This window comes from Streptomyces sp. NPDC033845 (genome assembly GCF_055576225.1).
Genome location: NZ_JBVIRI010000003.1, coordinates 284,407 through 301,447, shown reverse-complemented (window position 1 = coordinate 301,447; position 17,041 = coordinate 284,407). Strand labels below are relative to the sequence as shown.

Sequence of the window (17,041 nt, the reverse complement as noted above, 5' to 3'; positions counted from 1 at the left end):
AGGGTGGGACCAGTGGTGCTGGACATACGCCGGGCGGAACTGTCGGACCGGGACGCGGTGGCGGAGCTGCTGGACCTGACCTTCCGGAACGACCCGGTGAGCAGCTGGGTGTTCCCCGACCCGGAGCACCGGGCGGCGGTGCACGGCAGGTTCCTCGGGGTGTTCGTGGACGTGGCGCTGGAGGAGGGCCGGATCGACTACGCGGCCGACGGCTCCTGCGCGGCCCTGTGGCTGCGGATCCCGGCGGGCGAGCCGGAGGGCGAGGACGAGGTCCCGGCGCGGATGCGGGCGGCGGCGGACCCGGACAACGAGCGGTGCGAGCTGGTCGGCCGGCTGACCGGCGAGGTGCACCCCACCGCCGAGGAGCACGAGTACCTGCTGATGATCGCGGTGGACCCGGCCCGGCAGGGCGAGGGCCTGGGTACCGAGCTGATCGCCCCGGTACTGGCCGCCTGCGACCGGGACGGGGTGCCGGCCTATCTGGAGGCGAGCAGCGAGCGCAGCATCCGGCTCTACGAGCGGCTGGGCTGGGAGCTCAGCGGGCCGCCGGTGCGGCTGCCGGAGGGTCCGCTGATGTGGCCGATGTGGCGGAAGCCGCGCGGCTGACCGGCAGGTCGGGGGCCGGTAGGACGCCCGGTCCGGCGGCCCGGTCGGCGGCCGGTACGGGAGATCCCCGGTGGGCCCTTCCCGAACCACTTCACGTGTAGTACTTTGCGTGCAGTGCTTCGGTTCGAAGTGCTGCACTCTGACGGGGAGACCGCTTGCGCAAGCTGACGTACTACATCGCCACCAGCATCGACGGGTTCATCGGGGAGCCCGACGGACGGGCCGAGTTCATCGAGCGGCTGGTGGACCCGGAGTTCATCGCCTGGATTGCCGCCGAATACCCGGAGGCGCTGCCCACCCCGGTCCGGGCGCACCTCGGGCTGGAGGGCGTCCCGGCCCGCCGCTTCGACACCATCGTCCAGGGCCGGGCCTCCTACGACCTCGCCCTGAAGATGGGGGTGACCAGCCCGTTCGCCCATCTCCGGCAGCTGGTCGCCAGCCGCTCGCTGACCGTCTCGCCCGACCCGGCGGTGGAGCTGATCTCCGGGGACCTGGTCGCCCGGGTGCGGGAGCTCAAGGCGGAGGACGGGCTCGACATCTACCTGTGCGGGGGCGCCGACCTCGCCGGGCAGCTGATCGAGGAGATCGACGAGTTCATCGTCAAGACCTACCCGGTGGTGGCCGGCAGCGGCATGCCGATGACCCGGGCCGGGTTCGGCGCCCGCGAGCTGGAGCTCGTCGGGGTCACGTCCTTCGGCGGCGGCCAGGTGGTGTCCACCTACCTCCGCAAGCGCTGAACCGGACGACGGCGGGCCGGCCCGGACCCCGGGCCGACCCGCCGTTCCTCCGTCCGGCGCCGCTAGCGGCCGGCGACCAGCCCGTTGGCCCACAGCTGGTTGACCCGGGACCGCTCGTTCGCGTTCGGGTAGGCGTTCTGGCAGGAGGTGCCCGGGCCGCCGCCCGACATCAGCTCGCTGCACGGACCCGAGTAGCGGTCCGGCAGGCCCAGCACGTGCCCGGTCTCGTGCGAGGTCACCCGGGTGGAGTTGTACTGCTGGTTCTGCCGGTAGTCCAGGAAGATGTAGCCCCGGCCGTGCCCGTCGGTGCTCGCGTAGGAGCCACGGGAGTCGTTGCCCTCGTAGTAGGCGAAGTTCCCGCCGGAGGAGACCTCCTGGAGCCGGACGTTCGACACCGAGCTGTTCCAGATCTGGGTCGAGGCCGCTATCTGGCTGCGGAAGCTGGGCGCGTTGCGGGTGTTGTAGGTGACGGTGACCGCGAGGGCGCCGGGGTTCGCCTTGCGCTGCTCGGCCACCGACTTCTGCACGGCCTTGAAGAAGGCGGCGTTCGCGGCCGCGTTCTCCTGGGAGCGTTCGTACGCGGCATAGCTCGACGTGCTCCCGGTGGGCGCGGCGGCGGCGCCGGCGGCCGGGGCGGCGACGCCGAGGGCGGCGGCCAGTCCGAGTCCGAGGGTGGTGGCCAGAACGGAGCGGCGGGCGCTGTGGGTAAGGCGCATGGTGGGGGGCTCCTCCTCATCCGGTGCGGGGGGTGGGTCGTTCCGGTACCGGAGTCTGGAGGAGCCGAGGCGGCCGGCGGATGATGTCAGTGCCCGATAACACCGGGCTATCGGCACATTGCCGACAGGTCAACACCCGTGAAAATGGCGGGAATAGGTGGGGTGTCAGTGGCTGGTGCGGTCCACCGGGCCCGCCCTACCCTCGGGTCATGGAGCTAGAGGTCAGGCACCTGCGCGCACTCTGCGCCATCGCCGACGCCGGCAGCCTGCACAAGGCCGCCCGGCAGCTCGGCGTGAGCCAGCCCTCGCTGACCACCCAGCTGCGCCGGATCGAACGCGCCCTGGACGGCGAGCTGTTCCTCCGGGAGCGCACCGGTTGCCGGCCCACCCCCTTCGGACGGACCGTACTGGGCCGGGCCCGGCCGCTGCTCGCCGGGATGGCCGCACTGGTCGCCGAGGCCCGGGCCCAGTCGGACGGCCGCCGGCTGCGGATTGGCTCCACCGCCAGCCGGGCCCTGCCGGGCTGGCTGCGCCGGCTCCACCGGCGGCTGCCGGACACCGACACCACCCTGGTGGTGGACGTCTCGGCGAACGCGCTGCTGCGGATGGTGGCGGCCGGGCAGCTGGACGTGGCCTTCGTGCACGAGGTGGAGGGCAGTCCGCTGCGGGTGCCGGAGGAGCTCCAGACCCGGGTGCTGGTGGAGCGGGAACCGCAGTTCGTGTCCATGGCCCGGCACCATCCGGCGGCCCGCCGGCCGGTGGTGGACCTACGGGACCTGGCGGGCGACCGCTGGACCGTGGACCCCTCGGTGGACGGCGAGTGGGACGGCCTGCGCCGGGTCCTCGCCGGGGCTGGCCTCGACCCGCCCGTCCTGCACACCGACTACCACACGGCCGCCTCGCTGATCGTCTCCGGCGAGGCGGTGGCCCCCTGCCAGCCCACCTCGGTACCGCGCGAGGACATGGCGATCCGGCCGCTCCAGGGGGACCCGCTGGCGGTCCGGCTGTTGCTGGCCAGCCGGCCGGGGGCGCACGCGGAGGTGTACGAGGACCTGCGCGCGGCCTACCGCGAGGCCGCCCTGCGCACCGCCCCCTACCGGGCCTGGCTGCACCGCACCGGCAGCCCCCTCCTCGGCGCGGCCTGAGCGGTCGCGCCCGGGCGCGGGTGCCGGGGCGGGCCGGGCCGGACGGCCGGCTCCGGCGTCAGCGCGGTCCGAGCCGCCGGCCGCGGCGGCCGCGGGTGCGGTCGTAGGCCAGGCCCAGGGCTCCGTGGGTGAGGAGCAGGGCGGCGGTGGCGGCCCAGGCGGGGCTGCGGCGGCGGGCCGCCCAGGCCAGCAGCGGGATTCCGGCCGCCAGTTGGGCGCCGCCGAGCAGCCGGGCCCGCGGGCCGCGGATCCACGGCCCGACCGGGCCGTCCTCGACGGCGTCGAGCTCGGCCCGGACCGCGTCCCGCCAGCCCGACCACTCCACGGCCTCGGCCCCCGGCGCCACCCGGGCGGCCTCGCGCAGCCGGTCGGCGGGCTCGCCCGGGGCCAGCCCGGCGGGCAGCGCCAGTCCGGCGCGGGCCAGCAGCGCGATCAGGGCGAGCAGCCGGGCCGGGCCGTCGGCCACCGGATCCGGCCGGGTGAGCCGCTCCAGTTCCTCCAGGTCCAGCACCGGGTCCAGCCCGAGCCGGGCGGCCAGGCTCCGCATCGAGCCGGGCTCGCCGTCGGGGGTTCCGTCGTCCTCCCAGGCGTAGGCCACCGGCCGGCGGAATCCGGCCGCGAGGGTGAAACCGGTCCGGCCGTTCTCCCACCACAGGCCCAGCACCGGCCAGTTGGTGCCGACGGCCACCGCCGAGGCCCAGCCGGCGAGCACCTCGTCCACCGGCTCCTCGCCGTGCGGCCAGGGCTTCCCCTCGGGGACCAGCACGCTCCATCCGCCGGCCGGGGCGAGCAGCATCCGCTCGCGCAGCAGGTGCGCGGGAGCGCGTACGGCCAGCGGAGCGGCGCGGCAGACCAGGAGTCCGCCGGTCGGGGTCATGGAGAGCGGCATGTCCACACGCTAAGCCAAACCGGGCCAAAGCGGCAGATCGCGGAAAGGGTCGACCCCATCTGCTTGACTTGGCCAGACCGCGATATATCGTGTTGAGAGGAAGACGCGATATGTTGCGTCATCGTGCCGACGTGCCGAGTGGACATCACCACGCGGGCATCACCATGAGGAGGATCAGCACCATGGCTCAGCAGACCTGGTCCATCGCCGAACCGCGGAAACTCACCTTCGAGCACCCGGTGACCCGGCTGCGGGTCCGCGTCCTGGACGGCACGGTCAACGTGGTCGCCGCCGACGAGGGCCCGGCCCGCCTGGAGGTCTCCGCGGTGGACGGCCCGCCGCTGCGGATCGTCCAGGACGGCGACACCCTCACCGTGTCCTACGAGGACCTGCCCTGGAACGGTTCCCAGGGGCTGCGGGAGTGGTTCGACTCCAAGCCCTGGGAGAACTGGCGCTCGGCCGGAACGGGCACCGGTTCCGGCCCGGGCCGCAAGGTCTGGGAGCGCAGCGCCGTGGTCACCCTCACCCTGCCCGCCGAGGCCAGGGTGCAGATCGCGGCGGTCGGCGCCGCCTCGGTGGTCTCCGGGATCCGCGGCGGCACCGAGCTGCACGGGGTGTCCGGCGACGCCACCCTCGTGCGGCTGGCCGGCAAGGTCCAGGCCCGGACGGTCACCGGCAGCGTCGAAGCCCAGTCCGTGGACGGGGAGTTCGGGTTCCGGTCGGTGTCCGGCGGACTCACCCTGGTGGACGGCGCGGCCGGCAGCGTACGGGCCGAGTCCGTCAGCGGGGACATGCTGCTGGACCTGGCGCCCTCCCCGGTCCCCGGGCGGCCCGTGGACATCAGCCTGAACTCGGTCTCCGGCCAGGTCGCGATCCAGCTGCCGCACCCGGCCGACGCCCGGGTGGAGGCCAGCACCACCAGCGGCGGGCTGTCCAACGCCTTCGAGGACCTCCGGGTGTCCGGCCGGATCGGCTCCAAGCGGATCGCCGGAACCCTCGGCGAGGGCACCGGCAACCTCCGGGCCACCACCGTCACCGGCTCCATCGCCCTGCTGCGCCGCCCCGAGGCCGACCCGGCGGCCGAGCCCGCGCCCGCCGCCCCCCTCCCGCTCGACAAGAAGGTGCTCTGACATGCCGCCCGTCTTCGCCCACGGCCGCCTCCGGCTGTACCTCCTGAAGCTGCTGGACGAGGCCCCCCGCCACGGGTACGAGGTCATCCGGCTGCTGGAGGAGCGCTTCCAGGGCCTGTACGCCCCCTCGGCCGGCACCGTCTACCCGCGGCTGGCCAAGCTGGAGGCGGAGGGACTGGTCACGCACGCCACCGAGGGCGGCCGGAAGGTGTACTCGATCACCGACGCGGGCCGGGCCGAACTCGCCGGACGCGGCGGGGAACTGGCCGACCTGGAGCTGGAGATCCGCGAGTCGGTCTCCGAACTGGCCGCCGAGATCCGGGACGACGTCCGGGGCGCGGCCGGCGACCTCCGGCGCGAGATGCGCGCCGCCGCCTCGGCGGGTGCGGCCGCCGACCCGGAGGACGGCTGGGCCGCGGCCAAGGAGGAACTGCGCCGGGCCCGCCAGGAATGGAAGGAACAGGCCCGCCGGGCCAAGGACGAGAGCCGCCGGGCCCGCGAGGAGGCCCAGCAGGCGCGCCGGCAGGCCAAGGAGGCGCAGGACAAGGCCCGGGAGGAGATCCAGCGGATCGCCGGGCAGGTCCAGGAGCAGTTCGCCCGCTCCGGCGTCCGCGGCCTGTCGGACTTCACCGACAAACTGGGCACCTGGCTGTCCGGCGCCCAGCCCGCCCCGGGCGGCGAGGGCGACCCGGCGGCGAAGGCCTGGCCGCCCGGGCCCACCGGTACCGGGCCGTCTGGTGCCGGGCCCACCGGTACGGGTCCCGCCGGCCCGGGGGCTGCCGACTCGGTGCCGACCGGCTCCGGACCGACCGGCTCGGCCACGCCTGATCAGGTGCCGGACTGGGCGCCGGACCTCGGTCCGACCGGGGAGCCGTCCCGCGACCTGGACCGGCTGCTGGACCGCTTCCGGGACGACATCCGCGACGCCGCCCGTGACCACGGCGTCTCCGCCGCCCAACTGGCCGAGGCCAAGCGGCGACTGGCGGCCGCGGTGGCCGACCTGGAAGGGACCCTCCGGGGCGGCTCCTGACCGAGCCCGGCGGGTGTTCCCCGCCGGTCCGGCGGGGCCCGGGCCGGGCCGGGCGGGCCGGTCGCGGACCCGCTGGGGGCTCCCGCCCCGGCCGGGTGGCGGTCAGGGGCCGGTGAGCAGGGTTTCCGCCCGGGTGTACGTGACGCCCTGGGCGGCGAGGGTGTCGGCGACCGGGCCGGGGGCGGCGAGCAGGGCCAGCAGCAGATGGGCCGCGCCGATCTCGCCGTCCCCGCGGCCCTGGGCCACCCGTAGCGACCGGGTCAGGGCCCGCTTGGCCTCCGCGCCGAACGGGACGTGGCCCGCCATGGCGCGGGAGCGCAGGGAACCCAGCGGTCCGCGCCGGCCCGACGCCGTCGGGGCCCGGCTGGCCGGGGCCAGGGCGCCGGTGCCGTGGTGTTCCTCCACCCGGGCCACGATCTCCGAGAGGTCGATGCCCCATCCCGCCAGGGCCGCCTCGTCCGCCCGGGACAGCCCGCCCCGGCGGTCCGCCTCGGCGAGTCCCGCGCGGACCGCGGCCCGGTCGGCGCCCAGCGGATCGAGCACCCCCTGGTCCAGCAGGGCGAGCAGCAGGTGCTGTGCGCCGACCGCGGCGGCCCGGTCCTGCCGGGCCAGGCCGACCGCGCCCGTCACGGCGTCCCTGGCCCCGCTCGTGAACCGTTCGAACATCAGAGCCTCCCGTGCTTCTTGTGCACGGCCTGCCGGCTGACGCCCAGTTCGGCCGCGATCTCCTGCCAGGACCAGCCCCGCGCCCGGGCCGCGCGCACCTGCACCGCCTCCAGCCGCTCCAGCAGCCGGCGCAGTGCCGCCACGGCGCGCAGTCCCACGCGCGGGTCCGGGTCACCGGCCCGCGCGGCGAGGTCCGTTGCTTCCGTCATGTCTGTCAACATAGGTTGACGGAAGCCCGGACGTCAACCCTCGTTGACGTTAACCCTCGTTGGCGTCGGCCCTAGTCGGCATCAGCCCTCGTCGACATCAGCCGGTGGTGAGCACCACCTTCCCGAACAGCTCGCCCGCCGCCAGCTTCTCGAACCCCTCCCGCGCCCGGTCCAGCGGCAGCACCTCGTCGATCACCGGCCGCACCCCGGTCGCCGCGCAGAACGCCAGCAGGTCCTCCAGCTCGTCCTTCGAACCCATCGTGGAACCCACCACCTTCAGCTCCAGGAAGAAGATCCGGGTCAGCTCGGCATGCGCCGGCCGGTCCCCGCTGGTGGCCCCCGAGATCACCAGGGTGCCGCCGGGCCGCAGCGACTTCACCGAGTGCGACCAGGTCGCCGCGCCCACCGTCTCGATCACCGCGTCCACCCGCCGAGGCAGCCGCGCCCCCGGCTCGTACGCCTCCACCGCGCCCAGCTCCACCGCCCGGCGCCGCTTGGCCTCGTCCCGGCTGGTGGCGAACATCCGCAGCCCGGCCGCCCTGCCCAGCACGATGGCGGCGGTGGCGACCCCGCCGCCCGCCCCCTGCACCAGCACCGAATCCCCGGGCCGGACCCCCGCGTTGGTGAACAGCATCCGGTAGGCCGTCAGCCAGGCCGTCGGCAGACAGGCGGCCTCCTCGAAGGACAGCCCGGCCGGCTTGGGCAGCACGTTCCAGGCGGGCACGGTCACCTGCTCGGCGAAGGTGCCCTGGTAGCGCTCGGTCAGGATGGACCGGGGCTCCTCGGGCCCGACCCCGTGTCCGGTCGCACCGATCACGGAGTGCAGGACCACCTCGTTCCCGTCCTGGTCGGTCCCGGCGGCATCGCAGCCGAGGATCATCGGGAGCTTGTCCTCGGCCAGACCCACCCCGCGCAGCGACCACAGATCGTGGTGGTTGAGCGAGGCGGCCCTGACGTTCACGGTCACCCAGCCGGGGCGCACCCCGGGAGCCGGGCGTTCGCCCAGCTCAAGGCCGTTCAGCGGCTGGTCACGGTCGATTCGGGCAGCATAGGCAGCGAACATGCCACCGGACGTTAGCACCGCCCATTACTCCCCGGTAATACCGAAGGGGCCCGGCCGCGGATCGCGGGCGGGCCCCTTCGGGGACGTCGTCGTGGCGACTAGGCCTTCTTGGTCTCCCAGAAGATCCGGTCGACCTCGGCGATGAGGTCCAGGGCGGCCTGGCCGGTGGCCGGGTCGGTGGACGCCTTGGCGGCCGAGAGGGCCTTCAGGGTGTCGTTGATGAGCTTGTGGAGCTCCGGGTACTTCTCGAAGTGGGGCGCCTTGAAGTAGTCGCTCCACAGCACCGAGATGTGGTGCTTGGCGACCTCGGCGCGCTGCTCCTTGATGATCAGGGCGCGGGTGCGGAAGTCGGCGTCCGTGTTGGCCTGGTACTTCTCCTGGGCGCCCTTGACCGACTCGGCCTCGATGCGGGCCTGGGCCGGGTCGTACACGCCGCACGGCAGATCGCAGTGCGCGGAGACCTTCACCTTGGGGGCGAAGAAGCGGGAAAGCATGGGGTCTGTCCTCCTCGTGATCGTCTTCTCAAGAGGGGAGATTACTCCGTGGGAAACCGGTTTTCGCGGTCGCCCCCGGAGGCTTGGGACAAAAGTCCAGGCTCGTGGCGGACCGCGTGAGCGAATGTACGGACGGATGGAAGGGCGAGGAGGGACACGGATGCACGGGATCGGCCGGACGCGCGGGCGGCTCGGGGTGGCGGAGGTGAGCGGGCCGTCGATGGCGCCGACGCTGGAGGACGGGGACCGGATGGTGGTCCGGTACGGGGCCAGGGTGCGGCCCGGGGCGGTCGTGGTGCTGCGGCACCCGTTCCAGCAGGACCTGCTGGTGGTGAAGCGGGCGGCGGAACGCCGGCCCGGCGGCTGGTGGGTGCTCGGCGACAACCCCTACGCCGTGCCGCCGGGGGACAGCACGGACTTCGGGCCGGTGCCGGAGGAACTGGTGCTGGCGACCGGGCTGCTGCGGCTGCGGCCGCGCGGCAAGGCTCAGAACTCGCCGCTGGCCAGGCTCTCCTGGGCGGTGCGCTCGGTCAGACCGCTGTTCGCGGACTCCTTGGCCTCCAGCCGTTTGCGGGCCCGGTAGGCGGCCACGTTGGCGCGGGTGGCGCAGCGGTCCGAGCAGTAGCGGCGGGACCGGTTGGTGGAGGTGTCCAGGTAGGCGTTGCGGCAGGGCGAGGCCTGGCAGACGCCGAGCCGGTCGGGGCCGTGCGAGGTGAGGTGGTAGGCCAGGCCCATGGAGGCGATCGCGGCATAGCCCGCGGTCGCGTTCGAGGGGTGGTCGGCGAGGTGCATGTGCCAGTTGGGGGCGCCGTCCTCGCCGAGGGTCTCGTGGCCGGAGATCTGCGGGCTGACCGGGAACTCCAGCAGCAGGGAGTTCAGCAGGTCCACGGCGAGCACGTGGTCGCCGGAGTCGGCGGCCTCGAAGACGGAGCGGAGCCGGCCGCGGACGTTGCGGAACCGGGTCACGTCCGCGTCGGTGACCCGGCGGGCCATCTGCACGCTCGCGCCGAAGAGGCCGCGGACCGCGTCCACCGAGGTGAGCGAGTCCTTGCCGCGGGCCGGTTCCTCGGTGTTGACCAGGCGCACGGCATAGTCCGAGTAAGAGGCCAGTTCCACTTGTAGTCCTTACGGCTGCGATCTAGGGTGGCGGGTAACAGTCGCTGATGCTTCGAGGGTATTACTTTTGGAGGGGGTCCGAATGACGGCGGAGACGGGAACCGGGGCGGGAGCGGGGACGGGAACGGACTGGCAGGCCTGGCAGGACAGCTGGGACCGCCAGCAGGAGTGGTACATGCCGGACCGCGAGGAGCGGTTCCGGGTGATGCTGGACCTGGTCGAGGCCGTGGTCGGCACCGCCCCCCGGGTGCTGGACCTGGCGTGCGGTACGGGAAGTATTACGGACAGGCTCCTCAAGCGGTTCCCGGAAGCGACCAGTACCGGAGTCGATCTCGACCCGGCCCTGCTGGCCATCGCCGAGGGGCACTTCGCCGGCGACCCCCGGGTCACCCTGGTCACCGCCGACCTCAAGGACCCCGACTGGACCGCGGCCCTGCCGCACACCGCCTACGACGCGGTGCTCACCGCCACCGCCCTGCACTGGCTGCACAGCGACCGGCTCGCCGTGCTCTACGGGCAGCTCGCCCCGCTGGTCCGGCCCGGCGGCGTGTTCATGAACGCCGACCACATGCCCGACCCCGGGACGCCGGTTCTGAACGCCGCCGACCGCGCCAGGCGGCACGCCCGGATGGCCGACGCCCGCGAGGCGGGGGCCCTGGACTGGGCCGAATGGTGGGCCGAGGCCGGCCGGGACCCGGTGCTGGCCGCCCCCACCGCCCGCCGGTTCGAGATCTACGGGGAGCACGCCGACGGCGACACCCCGCCCGAGGCCTGGCACGCCGCCACCCTCCGCGCGGCCGGCTTCGCGGAGGCCCGTACGGTGTGGCGCTCCCCGTCGGACGCCATGGTCCTCGGTCTGAGGTAGCCGCCCGGCGGGCGGCCCGGAACGCGCCGAGGGGCGGTACGGGAATCCCGTACCGCCCCTCGGCGCGTTGTGCGGCGACCGGCTAGAGCACCTTCGACAGGAAGGCCTTCGTGCGGTCGTGCTGGGGGTTGCCCAGGACCTCGCGGGGGTGGCCCGACTCGACGACCACACCGCCGTCCATGAAGACCAGGTTGTCGCCGACCTCGCGGGCGAAGCCCATCTCGTGGGTGACCACGATCATGGTCATGCCCGATTCGGCCAGGTCCCGCATGACGTCCAGGACGTCGCCGACCAGCTCCGGGTCGAGCGCCGAGGTGGGCTCGTCGAAGAGCATCAGCTTGGGCTCCATGGCCAGGGCGCGGGCGATCGCCACCCGCTGCTGCTGGCCGCCGGAGAGCTGGGACGGGTAGTTGCCGCCCTTGTCCCCGAGGCCGACCCGGTCGAGCAGCCGGACGGCGCGCTCGCGCGCCACCGCCTTGGACTCGCCCTTGACCATGACGGGGGCTTCCATGACGTTCTCTATGGCCGTCATGTGCGGGAACAGGTTGAACCGCTGGAAGACCATGCCGATGTCCCGGCGCTGGGCCGCGACCTCGCTGTCCTTCAGCTCGTAGAGCTTGTCGCCCTTCTGGCGGTAGCCGACGAGTTCCCCGTCGACGTACAGCCGTCCCCCGTTGACCTTCTCCAGGTGGTTGATGCACCGGAGGAAGGTCGACTTGCCGGAACCCGAGGGCCCGATCAGGCAGAACACCTCACGCGGGGCCACTTCGAGGTCGACGCCCTTGAGGATGTGCGCCGCGCCGTAGGACTTGTGGACGGCCTCGGCCTTCACCATGGCAGTCATCAGGCCACCGCCTTGCGGTTCGAGAAGCGGGTGATGTTCGCCTTGATCTTCTGCAGCGGGGTCTCCGGCAGGGTCCGCAGCGAACCGCGGGCGTAGTGCCGCTCCAGGTAGTACTGGCCGACCGAGAAGACGCTGGTCAGGGCCAGGTACCAGATGGAGGCGACGAACAGCATCTCCATCACCGCGAAGGAGGTGGCGGCGATGTCCTGGGCCGCGCGCAGCAGGTCGAAGTACTGGACCGCGACCACCAGGGAGGAGGTCTTCAGCATGTTGATGAACTCGTTGCCGGTGGGCGGCACGATCACCCGCATGGCCTGCGGCAGCACGATCCGGCGCATGGTCTTGGTCTGGGTCATGCCGAGCGCGTGCGAGGCCTCGGTCTGGCCCTCGTCCACCGACTGGATGCCGGACCGGACGATCTCCGCCATGTACGCGCCCTCGTTCAGGCCGAGGCCCAGCAGGGCGGCCAGGAACGGGGTCATCACCTGGGTCATCTCGTCCTTGTAGAACCCGAGGTTCAGGACCGGGAAGATCAGGGCGAGGTTGAACCAGACGAGGAGCTGGACGTACACCGGGGTGCCCCGGAAGAACCAGATGTAGAACCAGGCGATGGTGCTGGTCACCGGGTTCTTGGAGAGCCGCATCACGGCGAAGACCACGCCGAGCACCAGGCCGAGGGCCATGGAGGCGACGCTGATCCAGATGGTGTTCCGCAGACCGCGCAGGATGGTCGGGTCGAACAGCTTCTCCGGCACGGTGGCCCAGCGGACGTTGCCCTGGGAGAAGGCGTACGCGAGGGCCGCGACCAGCGCGAGGACGACGACGGCGCTGATCCACCGGCCGTAGTGGCGGACCGGGATCGCGCGGATCATCTCGGGGGGGACGGCCCCGGCCGGCGGGGTGTCCGCCGGCCCGGAGGCCTTGTCGAGCTTGTCAGTCACAGTGACTGCCCTTCAGTGCTGCAAGAGGTGCTGGGGAGGGTCACTGACCGGCGTTGACCTTGGCCTCGGTCACGGCGCCGGAACCGGCGTTCCACTTGTCCAGGGCGGCCTTGTAGGTGCCGTCCTTGATGACCGCGTCGAGGGCGGCCTTGAGGGCGTCGCGCAGCTCGGTGTTCTTCTTGTCCACGGCGATGCCGAAGAGGCCGGCGTCGGTGGGGTTGGCGATGGCCTCGAAGTCGTTGCCGCCGCCGGCGGTCTTCGCGATGTACGCGGCGACCGGGGAGTCGTTCAGGTCGGCCACGGCGCCGCCGGCCTTCACCCGGGTCTGGGCCTCGGCGTCGGTCGGGAAGGCCTCGACCTTCAGGGCGCCCTTGCCGTCCGTCTTGCACTTGGCGGCCTGGTCCTTGGCGGACTGCTCGTACGTGGTGCCGCGCTGCACGGCGACCGTCTTGCCGCAGAGGTCGTCGAGGGTCTTGATGCCCTCCGGGTTGCCCTTCTTGACCAGGATGCCGGTCGAGGCGGAGAAGTAGTCGACGAAGTCGACGCCCGCACCGGTCTTGGCGCCCTTGTCGTCGAGGCCCTCCTGGCGGGCCTTGGTGTCGGTCAGGGAGGACATGACCACGTCGCTGCGGCCGGTCTGCATGCTGCCGATGAGGGTGTCGAAGGTGCCGGACTCGAACTTGAACTCGACGCCGAGCTGCTTGGCCATGGCCGCGGCGATGTCCGGGTCCACGCCGACGATCTTGCCGCCCTCGGTGAACTCCATCGGCGCGTAGGTGGCGTCGGTGCCCACCTTGATCACGCCGGCGTCCTGGATCTTCTTCGGAAGCTTGGAGAACAGCGGGGCCTTGGCGGCGTCGGCGCTGCCCGACGGGGTGCTCTTGGTCGCCGAGTCGGTCTGGTCGCCACAACCGGTGAGGATCAGGGCGCCGGCCGCCGCGATCGCGCCGACCGCGGCGATCCGGGACCGGGCGGCGGTCGTGCGACGACGGGTGGTGCTAGCGGTCATGAGCTGGTTCCTCCGGCAGGTGGAAAAGCATCCGAGACGGTCGTGGCACGCACCATCGAGTGTCGCGACCTTGTGTGATTACGGCATCTTGCCATTCGGACTGACGCATTCAGGCAGCTCGTCAGGTCAAAATCGGATAACGGGCGACCCGGTCGGCCCAACATCAGTGCGGAACAGGGACGTCCGCGCCGGAGTATGTGCGGTGAAAGGCTTGTCCCACCGCGATTCCTACGGCTCGTCTCGACCGTTGGGCAGAGGCTCTTGGACTTTTCGCCGAAATCTGGACAAGAGGTTTGAGATCCAGTGGGAATCGACTCGTCTGGGCGAGTGTTCTTCGGGTAAAACAGATCCTTACACCCCTCATCCGGGGCCCAGGGCGCGCGTGCGGCGCGCCCGCGCGTACGAACCTCCCCCCGCGGAGGCGGCACACCACCGCCGAAGCGGAGCTCGGACGCGGTGCCCGCCCACCCCTTAACCAGGAGTGGCCAACCCTCAATGATCAAAGACTTAAGGGGTCAACAGAAGTGGCAGCGGAGATCGTCAATCCTCGCAGCGACAGCGCGACCGACGTGACGGACAACAACCCGGACGCGGTGTTCGCACTGCACCGGGGCGGCAAGATGGCCGTGCAGGCCACCGTGCCGGTCCGCAACAAGGACGACCTGTCCCTCGCGTACACGCCCGGCGTCGCGAAGGTGTGCAGCGCCATCGCCGAGCAGCCCGAGCTCGTGAACGAGTACACCTGGAAGTCCAACGTGGTCGCCGTCGTCACCGACGGTACGGCCGTGCTCGGACTCGGTGACATCGGGCCCGAGGCCTCGCTCCCCGTGATGGAGGGCAAGGCCATCCTCTTCAAGCAGTTCGGCGGCGTGGACGCGGTTCCGATCGCGCTCGCCACCAAGGACACGGACGAGATCATCGAGACCGTGGTCCGGCTGGCCCCCTCCTTCGGCGGGGTCAACCTGGAGGACATCTCCGCCCCCCGCTGCTTCGAGATCGAGCGCCGGCTGCAGGAGCAGCTGGACATCCCGATCTTCCACGACGACCAGCACGGCACCGCCATCGTGTCGCTGGCCGCCCTGCGCAATGCCGCGAAGCTCACCGGCCGGACCCTGGCCGACCTGCGCGCGGTGATCTCCGGCGCGGGCGCCGCGGGCATCGCCATCGCCAAGATCCTGGTGGACGCGGGCATCGGCGACGTCTGCGTCACCGACCGCAAGGGCGTGGTCTCCGCGGACCGCACCGACCTGACGGACGTCAAGGCGGAGATCGCGGGCCTCACCAACAAGACCGGCCTCACCGGCTCCCTGGAGTCCGCCCTGGCCGGCGCCGACGTGTTCATCGGCGTCTCCGGCGGCACGGTCCCCGAGGAGGCCGTGGCCTCGATGGCGAAGGACGCGTTCGTCTTCGCCATGGCCAACCCGAACCCGGAGGTCCACCCCGACGTCGCGCACAAGTACGCGGCGGTCGTGGCCACCGGCCGTTCGGACTTCCCGAACCAGATCAACAACGTGCTCGCGTTCCCCGGCATCTTCGCCGGCGCCCTGAAGGTCCGGGCCACCCGGATCACCGAGGGCATGAAGATCGCCGCCGCCGACGCCATCGCCGGTGTCGTGGGTGACGAGCTCGCCGCCGACTACGTGATCCCCTCGCCGTTCGACGAGCGGGTCGCCGTGGCCGTCGCCGAGGCGGTCGCCGCCGCGGCCAAGGCCGACGGGGTCGCGCGCCTCGCGTAACGCGCACCGAGGGCACCCGCGAAGGGGCCCGGCCGGATCACTCCGGCCGGGCCCCTTCCGCGTACCCGGCACCAGGTCCGGGCGTCCGGACTACTCGTCGTCGGACTCGTCGTACTCGTCGTCGAGCCGGGCCAGCCAGGTGGCCAGCCGCTCGACCGGAACCTCGAAGTCCGGGTTCAGGTCCACGAAGGTGCGGAGCTGCTCGGCGAGCCACTCGAAGGTGACCTCCTCCTCGCCGCGCCGCTTCTCCAGCTCTTCGATGCCGCGATCGGTGAAGTACACAACAGGCTCCATGGGTCATCGGTGGTTCCCGGCCAGAATAGTCCGGCCCCCGGCCCCCCGCGGAACCGGCGGCCATATCGCGGACGAGCAGAGGGAGTTGACCGCTTTCCGCCGTTAGTCACGGCCCCCCGCAGGGCAGGGATGGAGCGTCCCGCAGGGAGGAACAGGTGATGAGGCACCCCACCACGGCACAGGCCGCGGCCGGCCACGAGGCGGCCGGATGAGGCCCACCGACGGGGGACCGGCCCCGTTCGAGGTGCCCACGCGCACCCTGCGGGCCCTGGCCTCCACCGAACCCTCCCCGGAGGGCACCCGGCTGGTCGGGGACGCCCGCTGGGCCCGCCGGCTGGCCCAGCTGCGCGCAATCCTCGACGCGGCACCCCCGGGCGAGCCCCGCGCCCACGGCGAGCTGCTGGAGGAGGCCGGACGACAGCGGCCGGGAGCGGTCCGCGACGTGCTCCTCTACCCGGCCACCGGGGTCTGGGCCGAGGAGACCCTGCGCCGGCTGAGGGACCCGGAACGGAACCCGCCCGCCGACCTCGGACACCTCGGGGCGGTCGCCGCGGCCGCCGCCCTGCGCGCCGGCATCCCCTTCAAGGCCACCCTGAAGCCCGTGCACGGCAGGATCGCCCTGCCCACCCTCGGACTGCTCCGCCCGGCCCGCCCGGGCCCGCACACGCTCGGCGAACGGTCCTGGGACCCCGCCGACCCGGCCGTGCTGCCCCTGCACCCGCTGCCCGGCGGCCGCACCGTCCTCGACGACCTCGACCCCTACCGGGCCCCCGGCGGCACCGGCCGGGAGGGCCCCGAGGGCGAGGACGGCACCGTCCGCCCGGCCCGGCGCCTCACCCCCAGGGGGCACCGGCGCTGGGACATCCAGTGGACCGGGGCGCACACCCTCCTGGAGCGCTACGACACCGCCCGCGCCGGCGAGATAGCCGGCCTGCTGCGCTCCGTGGTGCCGCTCGCCGGGGGCTCCCGGTCCGCCGGAGCCACCCGGCCCGCCGCCTCCGGGTCCGTACTGGTCCGGGGACAGGCCCCGCCCGCACTGGCCGCCACCCTGGTCCACGAGCTCCAGCACGGCAAGCTCGCCGCCCTCACCGACGTGCTGCCCCTGCACACCGCCGACCGCGCCCCGCGCTACTGGGCCCCCTGGCGCCCCGACCCGCGCCCCCTGGAGGGACTGCTGCACGGGGTGTACGCGCGCCTGGCACTGGCCGGCTACTGGCAGCGGGCCGCCCTCTACGGGGCCCGGGCCGCCTGGGCCGGGCACGCCCGCTGCCGCGCCCAGGTCGCGGCCGTCCTGCCGGTGCTCCGGGCGGAGCCGCGGCTGACCCCGGCCGGCGCCGAGTTCGTCGACGCCATGGCGGCCGCCGAGCGGGCCATGGACGGGCTGCCGCCGCCCGGCGACCAGTACGCCACCGCCCGCCGCGCCGTGGACCGGGAGCGCCGCTCCTGGCGCGCCGCCCACCCGCAGCTGGCCGCCGCCGCCCCGGGCTGAACCCCCGGCACGGCCGCGGAACGCCGGAAGGCCCGGCCCCCCGAGAGGGGCCGGGCCTTCCG

The 17,041-nt window shown here is 73.0% G+C and carries 20 protein-coding genes; 9 read left to right on the top strand and 11 right to left on the bottom strand.

Going from position 1 to position 17,041, the window contains the following annotated elements:
- The first annotated feature begins 12 nt into the window (after positions 1-12).
- Complete coding sequence (locus ACZ50K_RS08410) at positions 13-606, top strand: GNAT family N-acetyltransferase (protein ID WP_468899166.1); 594 nt, start codon at positions 13-15, stop codon at positions 604-606.
- A 155-nt stretch (positions 607-761) separates the two neighbouring features.
- Positions 762-1,343 (top strand): dihydrofolate reductase family protein, encoded by a 582-nt coding sequence (locus ACZ50K_RS08405; protein ID WP_468899164.1) that lies wholly within the window; start codon positions 762-764, stop codon positions 1,341-1,343.
- 62 nt (positions 1,344-1,405) lie between these two features.
- On the opposite strand, the gene snpA is transcribed toward ACZ50K_RS08405, so the two are convergent.
- A complete protein-coding gene (snpA, locus tag ACZ50K_RS08400; protein ID WP_468899161.1) occupies positions 1,406-2,059 on the bottom strand; it encodes a snapalysin in 654 nt (217 codons plus the stop codon).
- A gap of 209 nt (positions 2,060-2,268) precedes the next feature.
- On the opposite strand from snpA, the gene ACZ50K_RS08395 reads away from it, so the two are divergent.
- Positions 2,269-3,204: a LysR family transcriptional regulator gene (locus ACZ50K_RS08395; RefSeq protein WP_468899158.1), complete on the top strand. Its 936-nt coding sequence runs from the start codon at positions 2,269-2,271 to the stop codon at positions 3,202-3,204.
- A gap of 58 nt (positions 3,205-3,262) precedes the next feature.
- On the opposite strand, the gene ACZ50K_RS08390 is transcribed toward ACZ50K_RS08395, so the two are convergent.
- The gene (locus tag ACZ50K_RS08390; protein WP_468899155.1) at positions 3,263-4,093 is read right to left on the bottom strand and encodes a hypothetical protein; all 831 of its coding nucleotides are present in this window, start codon (positions 4,091-4,093) and stop codon (positions 3,263-3,265) included.
- 182 nt (positions 4,094-4,275) lie between these two features.
- Here ACZ50K_RS08390 and ACZ50K_RS08385 point away from each other — a divergent pair, with 182 nt between their 5' ends.
- Positions 4,276-5,223: a DUF4097 family beta strand repeat-containing protein gene (locus ACZ50K_RS08385; RefSeq protein WP_468899153.1), complete on the top strand. Its 948-nt coding sequence runs from the start codon at positions 4,276-4,278 to the stop codon at positions 5,221-5,223.
- Position 5,224: 1 nt separating this feature from the next.
- Entirely contained in the window at positions 5,225-6,253 is a 1,029-nt protein-coding gene (locus ACZ50K_RS08380) for a PadR family transcriptional regulator (RefSeq protein WP_468899151.1), read from the top strand.
- 102 nt (positions 6,254-6,355) lie between these two features.
- On the opposite strand, the gene ACZ50K_RS08375 is transcribed toward ACZ50K_RS08380, so the two are convergent.
- The 4 genes from ACZ50K_RS08375 to sodN form a co-directional block, all read right to left on the bottom strand.
- Positions 6,356-6,919, bottom strand: a complete 564-nt coding sequence (locus tag ACZ50K_RS08375) for a Clp protease N-terminal domain-containing protein (protein ID WP_468899148.1) — start codon at positions 6,917-6,919, stop codon at positions 6,356-6,358.
- Positions 6,919-7,128 (bottom strand): helix-turn-helix domain-containing protein, encoded by a 210-nt coding sequence (locus tag ACZ50K_RS08370; RefSeq protein WP_468899145.1) that lies wholly within the window; start codon positions 7,126-7,128, stop codon positions 6,919-6,921. Before ACZ50K_RS08370 ends, ACZ50K_RS08375 begins: the two co-directional genes overlap by 1 nt.
- 97 nt (positions 7,129-7,225) lie before the next feature.
- Complete coding sequence (locus ACZ50K_RS08365; RefSeq protein WP_468899142.1) at positions 7,226-8,191, bottom strand: zinc-binding dehydrogenase; 966 nt, start codon at positions 8,189-8,191, stop codon at positions 7,226-7,228.
- Positions 8,192-8,289: 98 nt separating this feature from the next.
- Positions 8,290-8,685, bottom strand: coding sequence for a superoxide dismutase, Ni (gene sodN / locus ACZ50K_RS08360; RefSeq protein WP_468899139.1), 396 nt, complete (start codon positions 8,683-8,685; stop codon positions 8,290-8,292).
- A 160-nt stretch (positions 8,686-8,845) separates the two neighbouring features.
- Here sodN and sodX point away from each other — a divergent pair, with 160 nt between their 5' ends.
- Positions 8,846-9,268, top strand: a complete 423-nt coding sequence (gene sodX, locus ACZ50K_RS08355; protein ID WP_468899136.1) for a nickel-type superoxide dismutase maturation protease — start codon at positions 8,846-8,848, stop codon at positions 9,266-9,268.
- Here sodX and ACZ50K_RS08350 read toward each other — a convergent pair.
- Positions 9,172-9,801 (bottom strand): CGNR zinc finger domain-containing protein, encoded by a 630-nt coding sequence (locus ACZ50K_RS08350; RefSeq protein WP_468899133.1) that lies wholly within the window; start codon positions 9,799-9,801, stop codon positions 9,172-9,174. The two genes, sodX and ACZ50K_RS08350, sit on opposite strands and share 97 nt — an antisense overlap.
- Before the next feature lie 82 nt (positions 9,802-9,883).
- Here ACZ50K_RS08350 and ACZ50K_RS08345 point away from each other — a divergent pair, with 82 nt between their 5' ends.
- Positions 9,884-10,666 (top strand): class I SAM-dependent methyltransferase, encoded by a 783-nt coding sequence (locus ACZ50K_RS08345; RefSeq protein WP_468899130.1) that lies wholly within the window; start codon positions 9,884-9,886, stop codon positions 10,664-10,666.
- An 82-nt stretch (positions 10,667-10,748) separates the two neighbouring features.
- Here the strand turns inward: ACZ50K_RS08345 and ACZ50K_RS08340 are convergent, their stop codons facing one another.
- The 3 genes from ACZ50K_RS08340 to ACZ50K_RS08330 are packed head-to-tail and all read right to left on the bottom strand — an operon-like array spanning position 10,749 to position 13,460.
- A complete protein-coding gene (locus tag ACZ50K_RS08340; RefSeq protein ID WP_468899127.1) occupies positions 10,749-11,510 on the bottom strand; it encodes an amino acid ABC transporter ATP-binding protein in 762 nt (253 codons plus the stop codon).
- Positions 11,510-12,451 (bottom strand): amino acid ABC transporter permease, encoded by a 942-nt coding sequence (locus ACZ50K_RS08335; protein ID WP_468899125.1) that lies wholly within the window; start codon positions 12,449-12,451, stop codon positions 11,510-11,512. Before ACZ50K_RS08335 ends, ACZ50K_RS08340 begins: the two co-directional genes overlap by 1 nt.
- Before the next feature lie 40 nt (positions 12,452-12,491).
- A complete protein-coding gene (locus tag ACZ50K_RS08330; protein WP_468899122.1) occupies positions 12,492-13,460 on the bottom strand; it encodes an ABC transporter substrate-binding protein in 969 nt (322 codons plus the stop codon).
- Between the two features lie 524 nt (positions 13,461-13,984).
- Here ACZ50K_RS08330 and ACZ50K_RS08325 point away from each other — a divergent pair.
- Positions 13,985-15,196 (top strand): NAD(P)-dependent malic enzyme, encoded by a 1,212-nt coding sequence (locus ACZ50K_RS08325; protein ID WP_468899119.1) that lies wholly within the window; start codon positions 13,985-13,987, stop codon positions 15,194-15,196.
- 90 nt (positions 15,197-15,286) lie between these two features.
- Here ACZ50K_RS08325 and ACZ50K_RS08320 read toward each other — a convergent pair whose 3' ends face one another.
- Positions 15,287-15,478: a DUF6104 family protein gene (locus tag ACZ50K_RS08320; RefSeq protein WP_468899116.1), complete on the bottom strand. Its 192-nt coding sequence runs from the start codon at positions 15,476-15,478 to the stop codon at positions 15,287-15,289.
- A 220-nt stretch (positions 15,479-15,698) separates the two neighbouring features.
- Here ACZ50K_RS08320 and ACZ50K_RS08315 point away from each other — a divergent pair, with 220 nt between their 5' ends.
- Complete coding sequence (locus tag ACZ50K_RS08315) at positions 15,699-16,979, top strand: HEXXH motif domain-containing protein (RefSeq protein WP_468899114.1); 1,281 nt, start codon at positions 15,699-15,701, stop codon at positions 16,977-16,979.
- The last annotated feature ends 62 nt before the right edge of the window (positions 16,980-17,041 follow it).

Excerpts from the sequence above, each read along its gene's own strand:
- snpA (WP_468899161.1), bottom strand. The coding sequence starts at position 2,059 with ATGCGCCTTACCCACAGCGCCCGCCGCTCCGTTCTGGCCACCACCCTC.
- ACZ50K_RS08395 (WP_468899158.1), top strand. The coding sequence starts at position 2,269 with ATGGAGCTAGAGGTCAGGCACCTGCGCGCACTCTGCGCCATCGCCGAC.
- ACZ50K_RS08390 (WP_468899155.1), bottom strand. The coding sequence starts at position 4,093 with ATGCCGCTCTCCATGACCCCGACCGGCGGACTCCTGGTCTGCCGCGCC.
- ACZ50K_RS08385 (WP_468899153.1), top strand. The coding sequence starts at position 4,276 with ATGGCTCAGCAGACCTGGTCCATCGCCGAACCGCGGAAACTCACCTTC.
- ACZ50K_RS08380 (WP_468899151.1), top strand. The coding sequence starts at position 5,225 with ATGCCGCCCGTCTTCGCCCACGGCCGCCTCCGGCTGTACCTCCTGAAG.
- ACZ50K_RS08375 (WP_468899148.1), bottom strand. The coding sequence starts at position 6,919 with ATGTTCGAACGGTTCACGAGCGGGGCCAGGGACGCCGTGACGGGCGCG.
- ACZ50K_RS08370 (WP_468899145.1), bottom strand. The coding sequence starts at position 7,128 with ATGACGGAAGCAACGGACCTCGCCGCGCGGGCCGGTGACCCGGACCCG.
- ACZ50K_RS08365 (WP_468899142.1), bottom strand. The coding sequence starts at position 8,191 with ATGTTCGCTGCCTATGCTGCCCGAATCGACCGTGACCAGCCGCTGAAC.
- sodN (WP_468899139.1), bottom strand. The coding sequence starts at position 8,685 with ATGCTTTCCCGCTTCTTCGCCCCCAAGGTGAAGGTCTCCGCGCACTGC.
- sodX (WP_468899136.1), top strand. The coding sequence starts at position 8,846 with ATGCACGGGATCGGCCGGACGCGCGGGCGGCTCGGGGTGGCGGAGGTG.
- ACZ50K_RS08345 (WP_468899130.1), top strand. The coding sequence starts at position 9,884 with ATGACGGCGGAGACGGGAACCGGGGCGGGAGCGGGGACGGGAACGGAC.
- ACZ50K_RS08340 (WP_468899127.1), bottom strand. The coding sequence starts at position 11,510 with ATGACTGCCATGGTGAAGGCCGAGGCCGTCCACAAGTCCTACGGCGCG.
- ACZ50K_RS08330 (WP_468899122.1), bottom strand. The coding sequence starts at position 13,460 with ATGACCGCTAGCACCACCCGTCGTCGCACGACCGCCGCCCGGTCCCGG.
- ACZ50K_RS08315 (WP_468899114.1), top strand. The coding sequence starts at position 15,699 with ATGAGGCCCACCGACGGGGGACCGGCCCCGTTCGAGGTGCCCACGCGC.